The following is a 19,311-nucleotide window of genomic DNA, read 5'->3' as shown; positions in this document are numbered from 1 at the left end:
GATAAACAAAAAAGTCTTCTGTGAAGCAGAAGACTTTTCATCGACATTGTCCGTCTTCTTATCTTCCAAGCAGACTGCTTGCTGGATTTAGCACCTTGGTCATGAATATTCATTCACCGGTTGCTGAGGCTTCATTGGGCCAGTCCCTCTGCCTCTCTTGATAAGAACAGCTATTTAGTTTCTATTGATTACTTTTACTCAATTTACCGAAAATCGGGGGAATAATCAACAGTAAATTAAGAATTTATCGAAAATTTATAAATTGGACATCAATCGGCAGGTCGGCTTCCCTCACCATCGCGATGATTTGCTGAAGGTCGTCTTTATTTTTTCCGGTTACGCGGACTTGATCATCCTGCACTTGCGATTTAACTTTCAGACCCGATTTTTTTATCAGGTTATTGATTTTTTTCGCGTTTTCTTTGTCGATGCCCTGAACTAGTTTTCCGCGCTGTCTGACCGTGCCGCCTGAAGCGTTCTCAAGCTTTGAGTATTCGATGTTTTTCGTCGGGACGTTCCGCTTGATCAGTTTGCCGACAAGCACGTCTTTCAGCTGGTTCATTTTAAATTCGTCGTCCGATACGAGAACGAGCTCGTCTCCTTCGAGTGTGATGCTGCTTTTTGACCCTTTGAAATCATAGCGTGTGCCGATTTCCTTGAGAGCGGTCTGAATTGCGTTTTGAACTTCAGGCAGTTCAACCTTTGAGACGATATCAAATGAGCTTTCTTTCGCCATGTGAAAACCTCCATCCATTTTACTTATGAGTCAATTATAGTAGAATAAGGTGAAACTTCCAATATCGAGCGGTTTGCCTGGCCGCGATCCGGCAATAATTTTAACATTGGAGGAATAATAAGAAAAAGAAAAACAGGCGGATAAGAAAGGAAGAAACAGTATGAAACCAGGACAGCAGCTAACATTGAAAATAGATCATAAAGCCGATTACGGTTACTTTTTGACGGACGGCGAAACGGCGGTCCTTCTGCATCAGAGCGAGATCACGGAGGATATTGAAGATAGAGAAGAGGTCGATGTCTTTTTATATGTCGATCATGAAGATCGCTTGGCGGCTACGATGAGAAAGCCGATGATCAGCGCTGAACAGTACGGCTGGGTGGAAGTCGTTGATGCCGTCAGCGGCATGGGGGTTTTCGTCGATGTCGGGCTCTCGAAGGACGCCCTCGTTGCGACAGAGCATCTCCCGCCGTATGAATCAGTATGGCCGCAAAAAGGGGACAGGCTGTACTGTATGCTGAAAATCACGGGGCACGGAAGGATGTTTGCCAAACCGGCGCCGGAGGATAAGATCAGCGAGCTGTTTAGTGAAGCTTCACCCGGTCTGATGAATAAAGAGCTCACCGGAACGATCTACCGCTTGATCGCATCAGGCTCTTTTATGATTTCCGAAACCGGTATCAGAGGCTTTATCCATTCTTCTGAGCGAAAGGAAGAGCCGAGGCTTGGGGAAAAGCTGACCGCAAGGGTGATCAAAGTAAAAGAAGACGGTTCTGTTAATCTGTCGCTTCTGCCAAGAAAGCAGGATGCCTTATCGGTTGATGCAGAACAAATTTTGACTTATATGAGAACGAGAAACGGCGCGATGCCGTTCTGGGATAAAAGCGACCCTGAGGATATCAAAGAGCGCTTCAACATGAGCAAAGCAGCATTTAAAAGGGCGCTCGGCCATCTGATGAAACAGGATAAAATCTATCAGGAAGAGGGCTGGACATACGAGAAAAAATAAATATGAGGCGGCGTCCGATGAGGACGCAGCCGGTTTTTTACAAGTGATCAGGCTTCTTTGATTCCTGGTGTTTACCGGCTTGTCTGTTCTTTTCAGCGAGCCGGTTTTTCTGCTGGTTGACGGCGTTGTTGTCAACTGGCTTTTTATCATCATCTTTCATGAGGAAGCACCTCCTGTCAAAATGTCGCTTTTAGCTTGCACACTGCCGGCAAAACTATGTACTCTCCCAACCGCGATGTTTTTTGCCGGGAAGTTTATGCCTCCTTGTACCGCCAGCATACACATATCATAAGACCCAAAAAAAGGAGACTTGGTATGAAACATTGCTGCTCAGTTTACATTCAAAGTGTTTCGGCAGGAGGAGTCGTCAATTTTGGCGGTGCGTTCAAAATTTGTCCGATCACAATGGAAAAAGTGGTCGAGGGGTCTGGAGGTCCTGATGTCGCGACAGCGGCTGCCGGTTTTCTTGATGGAGCGCTTACACCGGTCGCCGCTGAAGGAACAGTCACCGAAGACAGCTGACGAAGAAGGCCTGCTTTTATCAAGCAGGCCTCAGCGTGTCGACAAACCCTCGCATTCGTTGTCAGGCCTGCGCGTCGGTGCTCACGAATTGCAACATTCGCTCCGCTCCGATGCTCGGCCTTCCTAAACTGCAAGGGTTTTCAATCACGCTGATAGGATGACAAAATCCCAAAACTAAGAGCCGTTTTGGGATTTTGTCAACAATCTAAGGCCTGCTTTTATAAAGCAGGCCTCTGTTTTACCTTATCTTTTGTCTTTCCCCGGAAAAAAGACCGCCAATGTTCCGGGGCCGGAATGGGCGCCGACCGCTGAACCGACCATGTTGACGACGATTTCCCCCGGCTGAAATTCGGCTTCGATCATCCGTTTGACCTCTTCGGCCGTCTCTTCGTCATCTCCGTGGCTGATGCCGACCGTCTGTCCGCTCAAATCGACGCTTCTTTCTTTCATCAATTCGATCATCCGTTTGAGCAGCTTCTTTTTGCCCCGGATTTTTTCCAAGGGGACAAGCTTGCCGTCTTCAACATGCAGGAGCGGTTTAATATTCAGCAAACCGCCGACAAAAGCCGATGCTTTGCTGATTCTACCGCCTCTTGCCAAATAAGTCAGGTCATCTACGGTAAAAATATGTTCAAGATGTTCGCAAAAGTCCTTTACAGACGATTCAATTTCTTGTATTGTATTGCCGTTAGTTGCGAGTTTAAGGGCGTGCTTAACCGCGAGCCCATAGCCTAATGAAGCGCATTTTGAGTCGATGATCCGCAGATCGAAATCAGGGAACTCTTCCTTGACTTCGTTTGCTGCCATCACAGCCGTCTGGTATGTTCCGGAAAGCTCTGAAGAAAAGGCGATATAGAGAGCGGGTTTGTTTTCGCCGGCCAGCTCCCTGAATGCATTCTTGAACCGCATCATGGACGGCTGGGACGTTTTCGGCGCTTTGCCTTCGCGCATCGCTTCATAAACGTCCAGAGGCTGAATCGTCAGAAGGTCATCGTACTCTTTTTCATCAAGCAGCACCTTTAACGGAATAAATGAGATGTGATGTTCATCATAAAAAGATTTCGGCAAATCTGCCGCACTGTCTGCTAAAAGGTGAACGTTCATTTGAACCCCTTCTTTCTAAAAAATGGTGGAAAAGGACGCCAAACTGTCCTTCGGTATATTTCGTTTTTTAGGTCAACTATATCATATATTTTTACATTGACGTTTTCAAAATATTGTTTTAAGGGTAAACCAAATATATACGAAAGTAGCGGAGGAACTAAATATGGTCATAGCTGAAGCAAAAAAATTGTTCATTGTCATCATCGGCGCCTTGTTAAATGCCATCGGATTGAATCTGTTTCTGATTCCCGCCGATGTTTACGCCAGCGGCTTTACGGGGGTGGCGCAGCTTTTATCGAGTGCGCTTGACCAGTACAGCCCGATTTACTTTTCAACGGGGACGCTATTGTTTATTTTAAACATTCCCGTCGGGATTCTGGGCTGGCTGAAGGTCGGGCGCTCATTTACGGTTTACAGCATTTTGAGCGTAGCCTTGACGACGGTCTTTTTAGGAATGCTCCCTGAGGCGAGCCTGTCAAACGATATTTTGCTGAACGCCGTGTTCGGCGGGGTGATCGCCGCGGTCGGAATCGGCCTGACCCTTAAATACGGGGCTTCAACGGGCGGTTTGGATATTATCGCGATGATCCTGGCGAAGTGGAAAGACAAACCGGTCGGCACCTATTTCTTTATTTTAAACGGTGCGATCATTTTAACAGCAGGATTATTGAACGGGTGGGAGAAAGCATTATATACGCTCGTTACACTATATGTGACAACCAGGGTGATCGATGCCATCCACACCCGTCACGCCAAGCTCACCGTTATGATTGTCACAAAGAAAGCGGAGGAGATCAAAGAAGCGATTTACGGAAAGATGGTCCGCGGCATTACAACCGTTCCGGCGAAAGGCGCCTTTACGAATGAACAGAAAGAAATGATGATCATTGTGATTACAAGATACGAATTATACGACTTGGAAAAAATCATTAATGAAGTGGATCCAAATGCTTTCACAAACGTCGTGCAGACAACGCAGGTTTTAGGGTTTTTCCGCAAAGATTAATGAAAGGGTGAATGAATGCGGCTGATTTCCATGATTGTAATGTTGCTGTTTGTCGGTGGATGCGGGCAAAACGGGGATCAAGTCCCCGATAAGGAGGTATCAGGGGAAGTGAATAACGGGAGTGTAACATTAACGGTTGAACCCGTTCAGAAGCAGGGAGAAATCGAATTTCGGATGTCGGTTGTCAACCATACGGATGATGTGGCAGAGTTTGAATTCAGCAGCGGACAGAAATTTGAACTGATCGTCAGCGACAAAGAAGGGAATGAAAGGTACCGCTATTCGAAAGGAAAAATGTTTACGCAGGCGTTCCAGACGATGACGCTCAAACCGAAAGAGTCTTACGATTTTACTGATGTATGGAAAGAGGTGCCTGAACCCGGCACATATGAAGTAAACGTGACATTTTTGGGAAGATCGGAACAGTTTGCAACTTTGAGGGCCGGCAAATCGTTTGAAGTGAAATAGCCGTCAAAAAAGGCATCCCGGGAAGGATGCCTTTTTGTATGCTGTCAGGCAGAAGGGAAGGCGGCTGCCTGAACACCGCCCTGTGACCGTTAATATTGATCCCCATTGAAAATAGAATTTTTAACGATAACGTAGTCTACGTTGCGGATCGCATCGAGCTTGTTTCCTCCCGCGTAAGAAATGGATGACTGCAGATCCTGTTCCATTTCTGTCAGCGTATCCATGATCGCGCCTTTATGCTCCACGTACATTTTTTTGCCTTCGACATTTTTCTTTTCACCTTTTTGGTACTCAGAAGCCGAACCGAAATATTCTTTGTAAAGCTTGCCGTCTTTTTCGATCGTTGCCCCCGGCGATTCTTCGTGTCCGGCAAACAGCGAACCGATCATGACCATTGTCGCTCCGAATCTGACCGATTTGGCGATGTCCCCGTGAGTGCGGATGCCGCCGTCTGCAATGATCGGCTTGCTCGCCGCTTTTGCACACCAGCGCAGCGCAGCCAGCTGCCAGCCGCCCGTTCCAAAACCGGTTTTAATTTTTGTAATGCAGACTTTTCCGGGACCGATGCCGACTTTTGTAGCGTCGGCGCCGGCGTTTTCAAGTTCTCTCACAGCTTCGGGCGTTCCGACATTTCCTGCGATCACGAAGCTGTCCGGAAGATGTTTTTTAATGTGCTGAATCATATTGATGACGGCGTTCGAGTGACCGTGAGCGATATCGATCGTGATGTAATCAGGCGTGAGATTCTCTTTCACCAGCTCTTCGATAAACGCGTATTCGTCATCTTTGACTCCGACGCTGATTGAAGAAAACAAACCGCGCGCCTTCATGTCTTTTACAAAATCGATCCGTGTTTCCGGCTCAAAGCGGTGCATCACATAAAAGTAACCGTTTTCCGCTAATGAAACAGCCAGCTTTTCATCTATAATGGTCTGCATATTGGCGGGCACCACAGGCAGTTTAAATGTTCTTCCGCCGAACTGCACGGACGGATCACATTCAGAGCGGCTCTTGACGATGCACTTTGCAGGAATTAGTTGAATATCTTCATAATCAAACACGTTTTCCAATATAAAAACCCCCAAAAACGAATATTTATTTGTTTGTTATATAAAATGTTCGCCTTTTATAATGTACTTCCTTTTGCTTCCGATGTCAAATTTTTATGTTTTGAAATTTGAACATAAAAAAGGAGCCGTGCCGATGGCACAGACTCCTCTCCGGCTGTCAAAAAGCCGGCGTGTTGTTATGATCGTTGATCTAGCTGCTCCTGAAGATCGTGAAGCTGGCGCCGTTCGGCATCAGTTGAATTGGCGTATGCCGAGGAAAGGGCGTTTTTGGCTCTTGCAACGGCTTTCGCCTTTTCGCCTGAATCCGTCGAAGCTTCAGCTTCATGAACGGCTGCTTTGGCCATTTGAAACAGTTCGTTTCTCATGTTACAGCCCTCCGCATTCCGTCGGGCCGCTCTTTTGTTCAGCCTCTTCTAATGTGGAGCGGTAAGGGAACCTGGCGGCATGCTGTTTAAGCGAATCCTTGCCTTGCTGAATAAACCGTTTTGATTTGCTGCGTTTACCCATCTTGAAATTCCCCCTTAACACGAGTGACGGTCCGGTGCGGCCGTCTTCTCATAGTATTGCCGTTTTGAAAAGCCGTTTATGAATGGCAAATTATAATATTATAAAGCGAAGTAGTCCTTCAAAAAGACTGCGATTCCGTCTTCTTCGTTTGATTTTGTAACCTTGTTTGCAACGCTTTTTACCCCTTCGATGCCGTTGCCCATCGCCACGCCGCAGCCCGCGAACTCAAGCATTTCAAGGTCGTTGTCTTCATCGCCGAAGGCAATGACCCGCTCAGGCGGTATCCCGTAATAGTCCGTGATTTTCTCTAAGCCGACCGCTTTATTGATGCCGCTTTTAATCAGTTCGATCACATGCCACGGAGCCGCCCATCTTCGATGATCGACCATCTCCGCGTGAACGTCTGACAGGTAGGAGCGGATCGCCGGAACATCCTCTTCTTTTGCGTGGATCAGTACGCTTGTCACATCCTGGCCGAGGTTTGTCCTTAAATCTCCGACCGTAATATTCGGGCTGCCCATCGTAAAGACATCAATCAGTTTTTCGTCATGATAATGAAAATAAACATCATCGACAATTTCAGCAAGGATATTATGTACGTTGTATGTCTCGCTGACTTCAATGATCTGTTTGACCACCTCGAGATCAAGAGATGTATGGAAGCGTCCCCAGCTTTGATCTTTAGGATGATGGACAAACGCTCCGTTGAAATTGACGATCGGCGTATCGAGCTGGAGCTGATCATAATACACGGAGCTTGCTCGGAACGGTCTTCCCGTAGAAATGCACACGTAATGTCCATCTTCCCGCAGCTTGCGGATGACGTCGCTGGAGCTTTCCGAGATGGTCTTGTCGTCTTTTAATAATGTACCGTCTAAGTCCAATGCAATTAAATATGGTTTTGTCTCCATAAATGCTCCTTTGTTGTGAATTTGAAAGTTCTGACTTACCTATAGTGTATCTTTTTACCTTCTTTATTGTCTACATGTTAAACTTATGATGATGGACATCCTAAAAGGAGGAAGAAACAGTCGTGATCATAATCGAGAAGCAATATATTTCAAACATTCCTCTTTTGCATATTGTAAAAGAGGAGAAAAAAGAGAAAGCTCTTCCTCTTGTTTTCTTCATACATGGTTTTACAAGCGCAAAAGAGCATAACCTTCACTTCGCATATCTGCTTGCCGAAAAAGGAATGCGCGTGGTCCTGCCTGAGGCTCTTTATCACGGGGAGAGGGAAGAACAGCTCACTCAGGAAGAGCTCGCCCCGAGGTTTTGGGAGATCGTCACGAATGAAATCAAAGAGCTCGAAGTGCTGAAAAACCACTTTGAACAAGAAAACCTGATTGAACAGGGCCGTATCGGCGCCGCCGGAACTTCGATGGGCGGTATTGTCACGCTCGGCGCTTTGACACAATACGAATGGATTACAACTGCCGTCAGTTTAATGGGCAGTCCCGCCTATGTAGAATTTTTTGATCAACAGCTCGCTTTTATGCGTGAAAAGAAAATTGAACTTCCTTTCACAGAAGGACAAATCGAACAGCAGCGCGATAAACTGAAGCGTTTTGACTTGAGTCTGCAGCCGGACAAATTGAAGATGAGGCCGCTTTTATTTTGGCACGGCAAACAGGATGGCACCGTTCCGTTTGCTTTGGCGCGCCGCTTCTATGAATCGACGATTCCGCTGTATGAAACTCGGCCTGATTTGCTGCATTTTATCGAAGATGAGCGGGCTGGGCATAAAGTATCAAGGGAAGGCCTTTTGAAAACAGTCGAATGGTTTGATGCGCACCTTTAAGTGCTGTCGGTTTAGAAAATGAAAGAAGTGCGTTATACTGATGAAAAAAGGAGTGAGGAAGAGTGGATGAAGCATTAAAAGAGAACATCATGGGCGCCCTTGAACAGGTCGTTGACCCTGAACTGGGCGTCGATATCGTCAATCTCGGCCTTGTATATGACGTGGATATGGATGAAAACGGCAAAACTGACGTGACTATGACTTTGACTTCAATGGGCTGTCCGCTGGCACCGATCATTGTGGATGAAGTCAAAAAAGCGCTCGCAGATATTCCCGAAGTCAAGGAAGTTGACGTTCATATCGTCTGGAATCCGCCTTGGACACGGGACAAAATGTCGCGATATGCGAAAATCGCACTTGGCATCCAATAAACGTTTCCAGAGCCTGCTCAACCGTTGACAGGCTCTTTCTGTTTTGAAAAGGGAGCCGCCGTAATAGATAACGCGGGCGTATCCAGGCAGATCGCTACTCCCGTTATAAAAAGAACGCTTGTACAAGCGTTCTTTTTTTATTGCAAAAACGCCAGCCGGCACATTCTCCGGTTTGAAAAGCGGAGAATCCGGGAAGATGGGAACGGAGCACGACCAAGCCGCTGAAAAAGGACCGCCGGCGGGAGGAAAGAACCAATATGAAAGATGAACAAAAAATATTAAATATACAATTGAATTAATTTTTATTCATGTTATAATGTTAAATAATTTCACAAAGACCAAGAAGGTGAACTTGTTTTGAAAATAGGTATTATAGGTGCTACTGGCTATGGAGGGGCAGAGATTATGAGGATTATGAAGTTGCACCCTTATGCAGATGGATGCATATTGTATTCATCGAGTGATGAGGGAGCCCGCTATGATGCCGCATACCCGCACCTTATGAAACTGACAGATCAACACCTGCAACCGATCGAAGTAAAGAAAATTGCGAACGAAATCGATTTTTTATTTATGGCTGCGCCTCCGGGGGTATCCAGCCGGCTGACGCCACAGTTTGATGCATATGACATACCGATCATTGACCTGTCCGGCGATCTCAGGCTGCAGAACCCGAGCGTCTATGAAAAATGGTATAAAAGGGAAGCCGCGCCTGAACACGTGCTTCAAAAAGCGGTATACGGACTGTCTGAGCTGAATCGGGAAGACATTAAAACGGCGCAGTACATAGCCAATCCAGGTTGTTTCCCGACAGCGGTTCTTCTCGGCTTGGCGCCGCTCGTCAAAAGCGGCAGCATCAACGAATCTTTTGTCATCATCGATGCGAAAACAGGGGTATCGGGAGCAGGCAGAAAGGCGTCGATGGGCACTCACTTTTCAGAGATCAATGACAATTTCAAAATATATAAGGTAAACGAACACCAGCATACGCCTGAAATCGAGCAGATTGTTAAACAATGGGACTCCGCATTTAAACCGATCACATTCAGCACGCATTTAGTTCCGATGACAAGGGGCATTATGGCGACCATCTACACAGAACTGAAAGACAGCATGGATGCCGAGCAGCTCCAACTTATTTTTTCGAAATTTTATAAAGATTCATACTTTGTCAGAGTGAGAGAACCCGGTTCGTTCCCTGCAACTAAAGAGGTGTACGGCAGCAATTTTTGCGATATCGGCGTTACCGTTGATGAACGGACGAACAGAGTGACAATTGTGTCAGTGATCGATAACTTGATGAAGGGAGCAGCGGGTCAGGCTGTTCAAAACTTCAACATTATGAATGGCTGGAGCGAAACCGCCGGGCTTGAATTTACGCCAATTTATCCATAAGACGGGAGAGAACAAACATATGATTCAGGTGAGTCAAGACAGCATAAAAAAAACAGACGGAAATGTCGCTTCGCCTAAAGGCTATTTGGCAAAAGGGGTTCACTGCGGCCTCCGCTATTCAAAAAAGGATCTTGGAATTATCATCAGCTCAAGACCGGCGGTGAGCGCCGCCGTTTATACGCAAAGCCACTTTCAGGCTGCGCCGATCAAGGTGACGCAGGAAAGTCTCAAAAAAAGCGCGCATCTGCAAGCCGTCATCGTCAACAGCGCAAATGCCAACGCATGTACGGGAGAGCAGGGCTTAAAAGATGCATATGAGATGCGCCGCCAAAGCGCTGATATGCTTGGGATCGAGCCGGAACTGGTGGCCGTGTCCTCAACCGGCGTCATCGGCGAATACCTCAATATGGAGAGCATTACAAAAGGCATCAGCCTTCTCGCCGAGACTGAGCCTGCCGAAGGCGATTTCGAAGAAGCGATCTTAACGACAGACACGGTGATCAAACAAACGTGCTATGAACTGACGATCGGCGGTCAAAGAGTGACGATTGGCGGAGCAGCCAAAGGGTCGGGAATGATCCACCCGAATATGGCGACGATGCTCGGCTTTGTCACAACAGATGCATGCATCGAAGAAAGCGCGCTGCAAAGGGCATTAAGGGAAATTACGGACGTTTCATTCAACCAGATCACAGTCGACGGCGACACATCGACTAACGATATGGTGCTCGTCATGGCGAACGGATGCGCCGGAAATGAGCGCCTCCATGAAGAACACGAAGATTGGCCGGTTTTCAAAAAAGGCCTGCAGCTTGCCTGCACAGACCTCGCCAAACAAATCGCGAGAGACGGGGAAGGGGCGACAAAGCTGATCGAGGTTGAAGTGAACGGTGCGAAAAGCAATCTTGAAGCGCAAATCATCGCCAAAAAAATCGTCGGCTCAAACCTTGTAAAAACCGCGGTTTACGGAACGGATGCGAACTGGGGCAGAATCATTGTCGCGATCGGAGACAGCATGGCTGCTGTGACACCGGAGAAGGTAGAAATCTACCTGGGCGGCCAATGCCTTTTTAAAAATAACGAACCGCAGCCGTTTTCAGAAGAGCTGGCCAAAACATATTTAGAAAACAGCGAAGTGAAAATCGAGGTTCGCTTGCAGGAAGGTGACGGAAAGGGTACGGCTTGGGGCTGCGATTTAACTTATGAATACGTCAAAATCAATGCAAGCTATCGGACGTAAAAAGGGGATCACAATGGATAAAACAATCGTTTTTAAATGCGGCGGAAGCGTCATCCGTGAACTATCGGACGAATTTTTTCAAAATCTGAAAGAGCTGACCGAAAGCGGCTGGAAAATCGCACTCGTCCACGGGGGCGGGCCCGATATTACAAAGATGCTGAAGAAACTCAATATTCGAAGCGAATTCGTCAACGGACAGCGCAAGACGACAAAAGCGGTTCTTGAAGTCGCTGAAATGGTCTTATCCGGTTCGATCAACAAATTTTTCGTTGCCGAGCTGACAAAGCACGGCCTTCCGGCTGTCGGCGTATCAGGAAAAGACGGGGGACTGCTCCTTGCCGACTATTTAAATGAAAAAGAATACGGTCAGGTCGGGCGCATTAAAAAAGTAAACGGCCGAATGGCCGAAGCGCTCATGGAAAAAGGCTTTATTCCGGTTATCGCCCCCCTCTCGATGACGGATGGCTGTGAGACTTTGAATGTGAACGCCGATTTGGCGGCGTCGGCTGTTGCGGCAGCCTTGCACGCTGACAAATTAATGTTTGTGACAGACGTTAAAGGGATTATGAATAACGAAGAAATGCTGAAAGAGCTGACGCCGGCAGACATCGAAAGCCTGATTGCTGAAGGCGTGATCTCGGGAGGCATGATACCAAAAGTGCATTCTGCAAAAGAAGCCCTCACAGATGAAGTGAATGAAGTGATGATCGTGAGCGGAAAAGGATCTTTCCTCACGAAAGACGATTTCATCGGCACGAAAATCATTAAACAAAAGGAGGCCGTATCGTGAGTCATTTATTTCAGACGTACAGCCGCTGGAATATCAATATTAAAAAAGCGAAAGGCACGATCGTTCAGGATGAGAAGGGGAACGCTTATCTTGATTTCGTCCAGGGAATCGCGGTCTGCAATCTCGGGCATTGCCCCGATTCAGTGACAGCTGCTGTCAAAAAACAGCTTGATGATGTCTGGCATGTTTCCAATCTGTTTCAAAATGAGCTTCAAGAAAAGGTTGCACAGCTTCTTGCCAAAAACAGTGCAGGCGATCTCGTCTTCTTTTGCAACAGCGGGGCGGAAGCGAATGAAGGGGCGGTGAAGCTCGCACGAAAACATACGGAAAAAACAAAAATCATAACGTTTCAGCAATCGTTCCACGGACGCACGTATGCGGGAATGGCCGCAACCGGACAGGAAAAGATCAAGCTCGGATTCGGACCGATGCTTGAAGGATTCCACTACTTACCTTACAACGAGCCGAAAGCATTTGCTGAATTGCAGGATGAAAAAGATATCGCGGCAGTGATGCTCGAGCCGATTCAAGGCGAAGGCGGCGTCATCCCTGCGAGCAGGGAATTTCTGCAGAGCGTTCAAGATTTTTGCCGCGATAAGCAGGCTCTCCTTATCGTCGACGAAGTTCAAACCGGAATTGGACGCACCGGTAAAGCTTTCGGATATGAATACGAAGGGCTGTCACCTGATATCATCACCGTCGCGAAAGGACTGGGCAGCGGTTTTCCGGTCGGAGCCGTGATCGGGAAAAAAGAGCTTTCAGAAGCGTTCTCTCCGGGTTCCCACGGCTCGACATTCGGAGGGAACATGCTGGCGATGGCTGCGGCAAACGCCACGTTGGAGACCATTTTTGAAAGCAGCTTTCTTGAAGAAGTGAGCGCCAAAGGAGCATTTTTGCATCAACAGCTGAAAGAAAAGCTTCAATTTCCGCTTGTAAAAGATATCCGCGGGAAAGGGCTGATCGCCGGAATCGAGTGCAAGGAACCTGTACAGCCGCTGATCGAAGCGCTTCAAAAGGAAGGTTTGCTCGTTCTTCCCGCGGGTCCGAACGTCATCAGACTTCTGCCGCCATTGACGGTTGCGAAAAGTGAAATCAAAGCGGCCGTGGAAAAACTGAAAGCTGTCATGGCAGATCATTCAGCTGTAAAACAGTAATTTTTTTTCGATATGTAAGTATAAAAATTCATGAATATCATTATTTATTCATCAAAGGTGGGCATAAGATGGAAGGATATTTAGTTCTTGAAGATGGTACATCCTTCAGCGGTGAACTGGACGGTCTTGACGGCTGCACCGGTGAAGTCGTCTTTTTTACGGGCATGACCGGCTATCAGGAGGTTTTGACAGACCCTTCTTATAAAGGCCAGATTATTGTCTTTACGTACCCGCTGATTGGCAACTACGGAATAAACGAAAGCGATGATGAAAGCAAGCGGCCTCAGGTGAAAGGGGTTGTCGTCTATGAAGCGTGCGACAGGTTTTCCCATCATCAGGCGACAGAAAGCCTTCGGGAATACTTGGTGAAGTGGGATGTTCCGCTTTTATCGCACGTGGACACAAGAGCGGTTGTTCAGCATATCAGGGCAAAGGGGACGCTGAATGCCAGACTGACGAAACAAAAGGACGGCATTCCGGCTCCGCGCCAGCTGGAAAACTATGCGGCACAGGTTGCCGGACAAAACGAAAACGGCGCCTTTAGGGAAGGCAATACGCATATTGCGGTGATCGATTTCGGCTATAAAAAGTCGATCGCTTCATCGCTTGCAAACCGGGGCTGCAAAGTAACGGTCGTTCCCTATCAAGAGATGGACGGCATTTCAAAGCTGAATCCGGACGGGATCGTCCTTTCAAACGGGCCGGGCGATCCGAAAGCGATCCTTCCATATATGGATGCACTCCGGGATATCATCTCTTCCTATCCGACTCTCGGCATCTGTCTCGGGCACCAGCTGATCGCGCTCGCATTCGGAAGCGACACGTATAAGCTTCCGTTCGGCCACAGGGGAGCCAATCATCCGGTCATGGACAAAGAGACCGGACGCGTGTTCATGACAAGCCAAAACCACAGCTATGTCGTCGATCGGGACACCATCAGCGAAAATGAATTTTCCGTCAGATTTTATCATGTCAACGACGGTTCAGTAGAAGGGCTGATGCATAAAACACTGCCTGTCATATCCGTTCAGTTTCATCCGGAAGCCCATCCGGGACCGGCTGAAAGCGAGTGGATATTCGGCGAATATTTGCAGAAATTGAACGAAGCAAGGAGAGAGATCGCCCATGCCTAAAGATCAAACCATCAAAAGCATTCTCGTTATCGGGTCGGGGCCGATTATCATCGGGCAGGCCGCTGAATTCGACTACTCCGGAACCCAGGGCTGCATGGCGCTGAAAAGCGAAGGCTACCGGGTGATTCTTGTCAACAGCAACCCGGCGACCATCATGACCGATGAATCTTTTGCAGATGAAATCTATTTTGAGCCCTTGACAGTGGAAAGCCTCACACAAATCATCAAGCGCGAAAAACCGGACGGACTGCTCGCCAATCTGGGCGGACAGACAGCGCTGAATTTGGCCGTCGAGCTCGAAAAGGCCGGCATTCTTAAAACATACGGGGTAAAGCTGCTTGGAACATCTGTTGATACGATCGAAAAGGGCGAAGACAGGGAAAAGTTCCGCGCCTTGATGAAGGAGCTGAACGAACCTGTGCCGGATTCAGAAATTGTTGACAATCAAGATGATGCGCTTCGTTTTGCGCTCTCAATCGGTTTTCCGATTATCGTGCGGCCGGCCTATACATTGGGCGGAAAAGGAGGCGGCATCGCGGCGACGAAAGAGGAGTTCCTGCCTTTAATCGAAAGCGCCCTCCTCGCAAGCCCGATTCACCAATGTCTTGTCGAAAAAAGCATTGCCGGTTTTAAAGAAATCGAATACGAAGTCATGCGTGACAGAAACAATACATGCATTACCGTCTGCAATATGGAAAACATCGATCCGGTCGGCGTCCATACGGGGGATTCGATCGTTGTCGCCCCGTCGCAGACATTAACGGATGCGGATTATCAAATGCTTCGTTCTGCCAGCTTAAAGATCATTTCCGCGCTCGATGTCGTCGGCGGCTGCAACATTCAATTCGCCCTGGACCCGGAAAGCAAAAATTATTATGTCATCGAGGTGAATCCGAGAGTAAGCCGTTCATCGGCGCTCGCCTCAAAAGCGACCGGCTATCCGATCGCAAAAATGGCGGCTAAACTGGCTGTCGGCTACACGCTTGCCGAGCTGAAAAATCCGCTCACAGATTCGACATACGCCAGCTTCGAGCCTGCTCTTGACTATGTCGTCGTCAAATTTCCGCGCTGGCCGTTCGACAAATTCAAACAAGCCGACCGTAAGCTCGGCACGAAAATGAAAGCGACGGGAGAAGTCATGGCGATTGACCGCAATCTTGAAGCGGCCCTGCAAAAAGCGGTCGCATCCCTTGAGCTGAAAACGTCAGGAACCCATTTGCCCGAACTTGGCGGCGCATCTTCAGAAGTGTTGTGGAAGCTGCTTGAGACTCCTGATGACCGCCGTTTCTTTGCGGTCATGGAGCTGCTGAGCAGGGGGGCTTCCATTAGCGAGATACACGAGAAAACGAAAATCGATAACTATTTCCTTCATGTGTTTTCTAACATCATTCAGCTGGAAAACATGTTGATGGAACAGGGAGACGCGCTGTCCGTCAGCCTTTTGAAAAAGGTAAAAGAAAAGGGATTTACCGACTTTACGATCGCTTCCCTCACCGGAAAGACGGAAGAAGAAGTGCGCGCGCTCCGCAAGAAAATGGGCATAGCCGCATCCTTTAAAATCGTCGATACATGCGCAGCTGAATTTGATGCGAAGACAAACTATTTTTACTCGACGTATTTTGGGAAAAGCGACGGAGACATCTCTCAAAAAACGAAAAAGCGCGCCCTGATCATCGGTTCCGGCCCGATACGGATCGGCCAGGGAGTCGAGTTTGACTACAGCGCCGTGCACGGCGTCATGACGCTGAAAAACCTCGGGTTTGAAACGATCATGCTGAACAACAACCCGGAAACCGTCAGCACGGATTATGAAATGGCAGACCGCCTGTACTTTGAACCGATTACACCCGAGCATATTCTCAATGTCGCTGAAGCGGAAGATATCGATTTTGCGATTGTTCAATTCGGCGGCCAATCCGCCATCAATGTGGCTGAAGCGATTGAAAAAGCGGGCATCACCCTGCTTGGGACATCATCGGAAACCCTTGACATACTTGAAGACCGTGATCAATTTTATCAGCTTCTTGACGAGCTCGGCATTTCTCATGCTAAAGGAGAAACGGCTTCATCAAAAGCGGAAGCGGTGCAGAAAGCAAACGAAATCGGCTATCCTGTGCTGATCAGGCCGTCATATGTGATCGGCGGCATGGGCATGATGATCGTTCACTCCGAAGCAGAGCTCAGAGAGCTGCTGGGCGGAGCGTCGCAAATGCCTTACCCGATTCTGATCGATCAATACGTATCGGGAAAAGAGTTTGAAATCGACCTTGTCAGCGATGGCGACGATCTCTACATCCCGACTTATATCGAGCATATTGAAAAAGCGGGCGTGCATTCAGGTGACAGCTACGCGATTTTGCCGGGGCCTTCGGTCACTCCGGAGATGAAAAGCGCCGCGCGGGATGCTGCCGCAAAAATCGTCCGCAAGCTCGGATTTAAAGGTATTATGAACATTCAATTTATAGCGGACGCGGATGAACTGCTCATCCTTGAAGTCAATCCGAGGGCGAGCCGGACGGTTCCGGTTGTCAGCAAGGTGATGGGGGTTCCGATGATCCCGCTTGCGGCGCAGCTGTTGGCCGGTTCGTCACTCAAAGAGTTGAAGCCCGCCGCCAAAAACTCACGCGGCGTTGCCGTGAAGTTTCCGGTCTTTTCATCGCACGCTATTCAGGATGTCGATTTGAAGCTTGGACCGGAAATGAAATCGACCGGAGAAGGCATGTATGTCGGCTTCAATCCGGAAAGCGCCCTGAAGAAAATCTTTGCGGGAATCTGGCAAACGAAAGGCTGCATTTACATGGAAGGGGCCGGCGAGCTTCGTTCTCTCGCAGAACAGGTGGGTTTCACCGTACAGTCGGACGATTTTCCAGGCTGGATCAAACGGAAAGACAAAGCGCTGCACATCCATTTAGCCGAATCAAAAGAGGCGAGCAAGCAGCGAATGGAAGCCGTCACCCACGGTGTGGCGGTGATGACAGAGGAAGAGACGGTGCGGGCATTTTTGACGAGCGGGCATGGAACGACTAAAGCCGTGTCGCTTAAAGATTTATATAAAAAGGAAGTGGAGACATGTCTACTGTAAACATCGGGGCGACCCGGGAAATCAATCTGACGGGTAAGGATTTTTTAAGCCTGAAAGACTTTTCAAAAGAAGAGATCGTTTATTTGCTGAAAGAGGCAGCAGCGATGAAGCAAAATAAAATTCAAGACATCTTTAAAGGAAAAACATTGGCGATGATCTTTGAAAAGTCGTCGACGAGAACGCGCGTATCGTTTGAAGCCGGAATGGCGCAGCTCGGCGGAAACGCCCTGTTTTTAAGCAGTAAAGACATGCAGCTGGGCAGAGGGGAAACGATCGCAGATACCGCGAAAGTGCTTTCGGGTTATGTCGACGCGATTATGATCCGCACATTCGAACACGAAAAAGTCGAAGAGCTTGCCAAGCACGCCGAGATTCCCGTGATCAACGGATTGACCGATCTTTTCCATCCGTGTCAGGCGCTTAGTGACCTCTTGACGATTCAAGAGACGAAAGGAACATTAAAAGGGCTGAAAGCCGTTTATGTTGGAGACGGAAACAATGTCGCGCATTCGCTGTTAATCGGCTGTGCGAAAGTGGGATGCGACATTACGGTCGCTTCGCCTGAAGGGTATGAGCCGAATCAGGAAGTGGTAAGACTGGCCGAGGGATTCGCCGAAGAGTCCGGAGCGGCCGTCACAATCACAAATGACCCCGTGTCAGCCGTTCAACAAGCGGATGTCATCTATTCTGATGTGTTTACAAGCATGGGCCAAGAGAAAGAAGCCGAAGAACGGATGAATATCTTTGCTCCTTACCAGGTCAACAGAGCGCTTGTCTCCCATGCCAAACCGGATTACGTCTTTCTGCACTGCCTTCCTGCCCACAGGGAAGAAGAGGTCACCGCAGAGATCATCGACGGCCCGAATTCAGCGGTATTCCAGCAGGCTGAAAACCGCCTGCACGTCCAAAAAGCTTTATTAAAAGCATTGTTATCTTAAATAAAAAACAGCTGATCACAATTGATCAGCTGTTTTTTTAGGCGAATATCAAAACGGCGATGCCGATGACAAAGCAGTAAATCGAGAAATAAACCAAGTTTCCTTTCGCCATAATATTCATGAACCAGCGCAATGAAAAGTATGTAGCGATAATCGATGCGATGAACGCAAACAAATAAGGAAGGAAAAGCTCCCCTAAACGCGGATCATGAAAAATATCGGTAATGCTTAAAATGGTCCCGCCAAGACTGACCGGTATGTACAGTAAAAATGAAAACCTGAGCGCGGTTTCAGATTTGAGGCCGAGCGCCATCGCAGGGACGATCGTCGCTCCCGAACGGCTGATGCCGGGAACAAGTGCAACCATTTGCGACAAGCCGATGATCACGGCGTCTCTCAGTCTGATTTCGCCGTCGTTTTTGCGGCCGCGCAAATTGCGAATGAGAAACAATGCCAGACCCGTGATCAGCAAAGTAACCGCGGTGATCCGGACGCCGTCTTTAAAGAAAGCCGAAATCTCATCATCAAATAAAACACCGATGACACCGGCAGGAATCGTGGCGATGATCAGATAGATGATAAACCTGAAGTCCGCTTTTCCTTTTTCATTTTTTGATGTGACATAAGACAGTCCGTTTACCGCCAGCCTGAAAATATCGTTTTTATAAACGAGCAATACGGCAATTAAAGAACCGGCATTCATTAAAAGCTCAAAACTGAAGCCTTCAATGTTCAAGCCTAAAAAGTGCTGTGCCAGCACCAAGTGGCCGCTTGAAGAAACAGGAATCGGCTCTGTGAGTCCCTGAAGCAACCCTAAAAGGATATACTTGATCAACATTAAAAAATCCATGATACTCCTCCGTTTCCCACAAGTTGTGACGCCCTTTTAAAAGACGGAATGAACAGGCGGTTCGTTTTAATTTTCGGAACACTTTTCTCATTAAACTATACAAAGCAAACAGATGTAAAGATAAAATCGACATGT

The 19,311-nt window shown here is 48.0% G+C and carries 20 protein-coding genes, 1 pseudogene and 1 riboswitch; of the genes and pseudogenes, 13 read left to right on the top strand and 8 right to left on the bottom strand.

Going from position 1 to position 19,311, the window contains the following annotated elements:
* Window positions 1-55: 55 nt before the first annotated feature.
* Window positions 56-167, bottom strand: a riboswitch (SAM riboswitch).
* 77 nt (window positions 168-244) lie between these two features.
* Window positions 245-736: a YajQ family cyclic di-GMP-binding protein gene (locus tag M1E06_RS15420; RefSeq protein ID WP_003180528.1), complete on the bottom strand. Its 492-nt coding sequence runs from the start codon at window positions 734-736 to the stop codon at window positions 245-247.
* 140 nt (window positions 737-876) lie between these two features.
* Between M1E06_RS15420 and M1E06_RS15415 the strand changes: the two are divergent.
* A pseudogene (locus tag M1E06_RS15415) lies at window positions 877-1,745 on the top strand (CvfB family protein).
* A 37-nt stretch (window positions 1,746-1,782) separates the two neighbouring features.
* Here the strand turns inward: M1E06_RS15415 and M1E06_RS15410 are convergent.
* On the bottom strand, window positions 1,783-1,905 hold the full coding sequence (locus M1E06_RS15410) for a DUF3941 domain-containing protein (RefSeq protein WP_023856637.1): 123 nt from the start codon (window positions 1,903-1,905) through the stop codon (window positions 1,783-1,785).
* A gap of 155 nt (window positions 1,906-2,060) precedes the next feature.
* Between M1E06_RS15410 and M1E06_RS15405 the strand changes: the two genes are divergently transcribed.
* Window positions 2,061-2,267: a spore germination protein gene (locus M1E06_RS15405; protein ID WP_026579910.1), complete on the top strand. Its 207-nt coding sequence runs from the start codon at window positions 2,061-2,063 to the stop codon at window positions 2,265-2,267.
* A gap of 243 nt (window positions 2,268-2,510) precedes the next feature.
* Here M1E06_RS15405 and M1E06_RS15400 read toward each other — a convergent pair whose 3' ends face one another.
* Window positions 2,511-3,371, bottom strand: a complete 861-nt coding sequence (locus M1E06_RS15400; protein ID WP_020450911.1) for a DegV family protein — start codon at window positions 3,369-3,371, stop codon at window positions 2,511-2,513.
* 163 nt (window positions 3,372-3,534) lie between these two features.
* Here M1E06_RS15400 and M1E06_RS15395 point away from each other — a divergent pair, with 163 nt between their 5' ends.
* Both M1E06_RS15395 and M1E06_RS15390 read left to right on the top strand, forming a co-directional pair.
* A complete protein-coding gene (locus M1E06_RS15395; protein ID WP_020450912.1) occupies window positions 3,535-4,377 on the top strand; it encodes a YitT family protein in 843 nt (280 codons plus the stop codon).
* A 15-nt stretch (window positions 4,378-4,392) separates the two neighbouring features.
* A complete protein-coding gene (locus tag M1E06_RS15390) occupies window positions 4,393-4,845 on the top strand; it encodes a BsuPI-related putative proteinase inhibitor (protein WP_020450913.1) in 453 nt (150 codons plus the stop codon).
* 89 nt (window positions 4,846-4,934) lie between these two features.
* Here M1E06_RS15390 and guaC read toward each other — a convergent pair whose 3' ends face one another.
* The 4 genes from guaC to M1E06_RS15370 form a co-directional block, all read right to left on the bottom strand.
* Entirely contained in the window at window positions 4,935-5,915 is a 981-nt protein-coding gene (gene guaC, locus M1E06_RS15385) for a GMP reductase (RefSeq protein ID WP_020450914.1), read from the bottom strand.
* Between the two features lie 176 nt (window positions 5,916-6,091).
* Window positions 6,092-6,280 (bottom strand): DUF3813 domain-containing protein, encoded by a 189-nt coding sequence (locus M1E06_RS15380; protein WP_020450915.1) that lies wholly within the window; start codon window positions 6,278-6,280, stop codon window positions 6,092-6,094.
* Window position 6,281: 1 nt separating this feature from the next.
* Window positions 6,282-6,422: a hypothetical protein gene (locus M1E06_RS15375; RefSeq protein ID WP_003180548.1), complete on the bottom strand. Its 141-nt coding sequence runs from the start codon at window positions 6,420-6,422 to the stop codon at window positions 6,282-6,284.
* Window positions 6,423-6,520: 98 nt separating this feature from the next.
* Complete coding sequence (locus M1E06_RS15370) at window positions 6,521-7,333, bottom strand: Cof-type HAD-IIB family hydrolase (protein WP_020450916.1); 813 nt, start codon at window positions 7,331-7,333, stop codon at window positions 6,521-6,523.
* Window positions 7,334-7,455: 122 nt separating this feature from the next.
* On the opposite strand from M1E06_RS15370, the gene M1E06_RS15365 reads away from it, so the two are divergent.
* The 9 genes from M1E06_RS15365 (at window position 7,456) to argF (ending at window position 18,326) form a co-directional block, all read left to right on the top strand.
* Window positions 7,456-8,223, top strand: coding sequence for a prolyl oligopeptidase family serine peptidase (locus M1E06_RS15365; protein WP_050820922.1), 768 nt, complete (start codon window positions 7,456-7,458; stop codon window positions 8,221-8,223).
* A gap of 62 nt (window positions 8,224-8,285) precedes the next feature.
* Window positions 8,286-8,594 carry a metal-sulfur cluster assembly factor gene (locus M1E06_RS15360; protein ID WP_003180552.1) on the top strand — a complete coding sequence of 103 codons (309 nt, stop codon included), beginning with the start codon at window positions 8,286-8,288 and terminating at the stop codon, window positions 8,592-8,594.
* A 357-nt stretch (window positions 8,595-8,951) separates the two neighbouring features.
* Entirely contained in the window at window positions 8,952-9,989 is a 1,038-nt protein-coding gene (gene argC, locus M1E06_RS15355) for an N-acetyl-gamma-glutamyl-phosphate reductase (RefSeq protein ID WP_075212953.1), read from the top strand.
* Between the two features lie 19 nt (window positions 9,990-10,008).
* Window positions 10,009-11,229 carry a bifunctional ornithine acetyltransferase/N-acetylglutamate synthase gene (argJ, locus tag M1E06_RS15350; protein WP_050820921.1) on the top strand — a complete coding sequence of 407 codons (1,221 nt, stop codon included), beginning with the start codon at window positions 10,009-10,011 and terminating at the stop codon, window positions 11,227-11,229.
* A gap of 13 nt (window positions 11,230-11,242) precedes the next feature.
* A complete protein-coding gene (gene argB / locus M1E06_RS15345) occupies window positions 11,243-12,019 on the top strand; it encodes an acetylglutamate kinase (protein WP_039072672.1) in 777 nt (258 codons plus the stop codon).
* Window positions 12,016-13,173 (top strand): acetylornithine transaminase, encoded by a 1,158-nt coding sequence (locus M1E06_RS15340; protein ID WP_039072673.1) that lies wholly within the window; start codon window positions 12,016-12,018, stop codon window positions 13,171-13,173. The genes argB and M1E06_RS15340 overlap by 4 nt, the downstream gene beginning before the upstream one ends.
* 68 nt (window positions 13,174-13,241) lie before the next feature.
* Window positions 13,242-14,306: a carbamoyl phosphate synthase small subunit gene (locus M1E06_RS15335; protein WP_075212954.1), complete on the top strand. Its 1,065-nt coding sequence runs from the start codon at window positions 13,242-13,244 to the stop codon at window positions 14,304-14,306.
* Window positions 14,299-17,388: a carbamoyl phosphate synthase large subunit gene (locus tag M1E06_RS15330; protein ID WP_075212955.1), complete on the top strand. Its 3,090-nt coding sequence runs from the start codon at window positions 14,299-14,301 to the stop codon at window positions 17,386-17,388. The genes M1E06_RS15335 and M1E06_RS15330 overlap by 8 nt, the downstream gene beginning before the upstream one ends.
* Window positions 17,376-18,326 carry an ornithine carbamoyltransferase gene (gene argF / locus M1E06_RS15325; RefSeq protein ID WP_020450924.1) on the top strand — a complete coding sequence of 317 codons (951 nt, stop codon included), beginning with the start codon at window positions 17,376-17,378 and terminating at the stop codon, window positions 18,324-18,326. Before M1E06_RS15330 ends, argF begins: the two co-directional genes overlap by 13 nt.
* Before the next feature lie 37 nt (window positions 18,327-18,363).
* On the opposite strand, the gene M1E06_RS15320 is transcribed toward argF, so the two are convergent.
* Window positions 18,364-19,176, bottom strand: coding sequence for an undecaprenyl-diphosphate phosphatase (locus M1E06_RS15320; protein WP_020450925.1), 813 nt, complete (start codon window positions 19,174-19,176; stop codon window positions 18,364-18,366).
* Window positions 19,177-19,311: the final 135 nt, after the last annotated feature.

The sequence above is a fragment of the Bacillus sp. AK124 genome, from assembly GCF_053903085.1.
The sequence above is the reverse complement of the archived record's forward strand: the minus strand, read 5'-3'. Positions and strand labels throughout refer to the sequence as shown.

What these genes read in the sequence shown, in the direction of transcription:
- M1E06_RS15400 (WP_020450911.1), bottom strand. Translation starts at nt 3,371, where the DNA reads ATGAACGTTCACCTTTTAGCAGACAGTGCGGCAGATTTGCCGAAATCT.
- M1E06_RS15330 (WP_075212955.1), top strand. Translation starts at nt 14,299, where the DNA reads ATGCCTAAAGATCAAACCATCAAAAGCATTCTCGTTATCGGGTCGGGG.
- argF (WP_020450924.1), top strand. Translation starts at nt 17,376, where the DNA reads ATGTCTACTGTAAACATCGGGGCGACCCGGGAAATCAATCTGACGGGT.
- M1E06_RS15390 (WP_020450913.1), top strand. Translation starts at nt 4,393, where the DNA reads ATGCGGCTGATTTCCATGATTGTAATGTTGCTGTTTGTCGGTGGATGC.
- M1E06_RS15420 (WP_003180528.1), bottom strand. Translation starts at nt 736, where the DNA reads ATGGCGAAAGAAAGCTCATTTGATATCGTCTCAAAGGTTGAACTGCCT.
- M1E06_RS15395 (WP_020450912.1), top strand. Translation starts at nt 3,535, where the DNA reads ATGGTCATAGCTGAAGCAAAAAAATTGTTCATTGTCATCATCGGCGCC.
- M1E06_RS15320 (WP_020450925.1), bottom strand. Translation starts at nt 19,176, where the DNA reads ATGGATTTTTTAATGTTGATCAAGTATATCCTTTTAGGGTTGCTTCAG.
- M1E06_RS15380 (WP_020450915.1), bottom strand. Translation starts at nt 6,280, where the DNA reads ATGAGAAACGAACTGTTTCAAATGGCCAAAGCAGCCGTTCATGAAGCT.
- M1E06_RS15335 (WP_075212954.1), top strand. Translation starts at nt 13,242, where the DNA reads ATGGAAGGATATTTAGTTCTTGAAGATGGTACATCCTTCAGCGGTGAA.
- M1E06_RS15370 (WP_020450916.1), bottom strand. Translation starts at nt 7,333, where the DNA reads ATGGAGACAAAACCATATTTAATTGCATTGGACTTAGACGGTACATTA.
- M1E06_RS15405 (WP_026579910.1), top strand. Translation starts at nt 2,061, where the DNA reads ATGAAACATTGCTGCTCAGTTTACATTCAAAGTGTTTCGGCAGGAGGA.
- M1E06_RS15410 (WP_023856637.1), bottom strand. Translation starts at nt 1,905, where the DNA reads ATGAAAGATGATGATAAAAAGCCAGTTGACAACAACGCCGTCAACCAG.
- argB (WP_039072672.1), top strand. Translation starts at nt 11,243, where the DNA reads ATGGATAAAACAATCGTTTTTAAATGCGGCGGAAGCGTCATCCGTGAA.
- M1E06_RS15375 (WP_003180548.1), bottom strand. Translation starts at nt 6,422, where the DNA reads ATGGGTAAACGCAGCAAATCAAAACGGTTTATTCAGCAAGGCAAGGAT.
- argJ (WP_050820921.1), top strand. Translation starts at nt 10,009, where the DNA reads ATGATTCAGGTGAGTCAAGACAGCATAAAAAAAACAGACGGAAATGTC.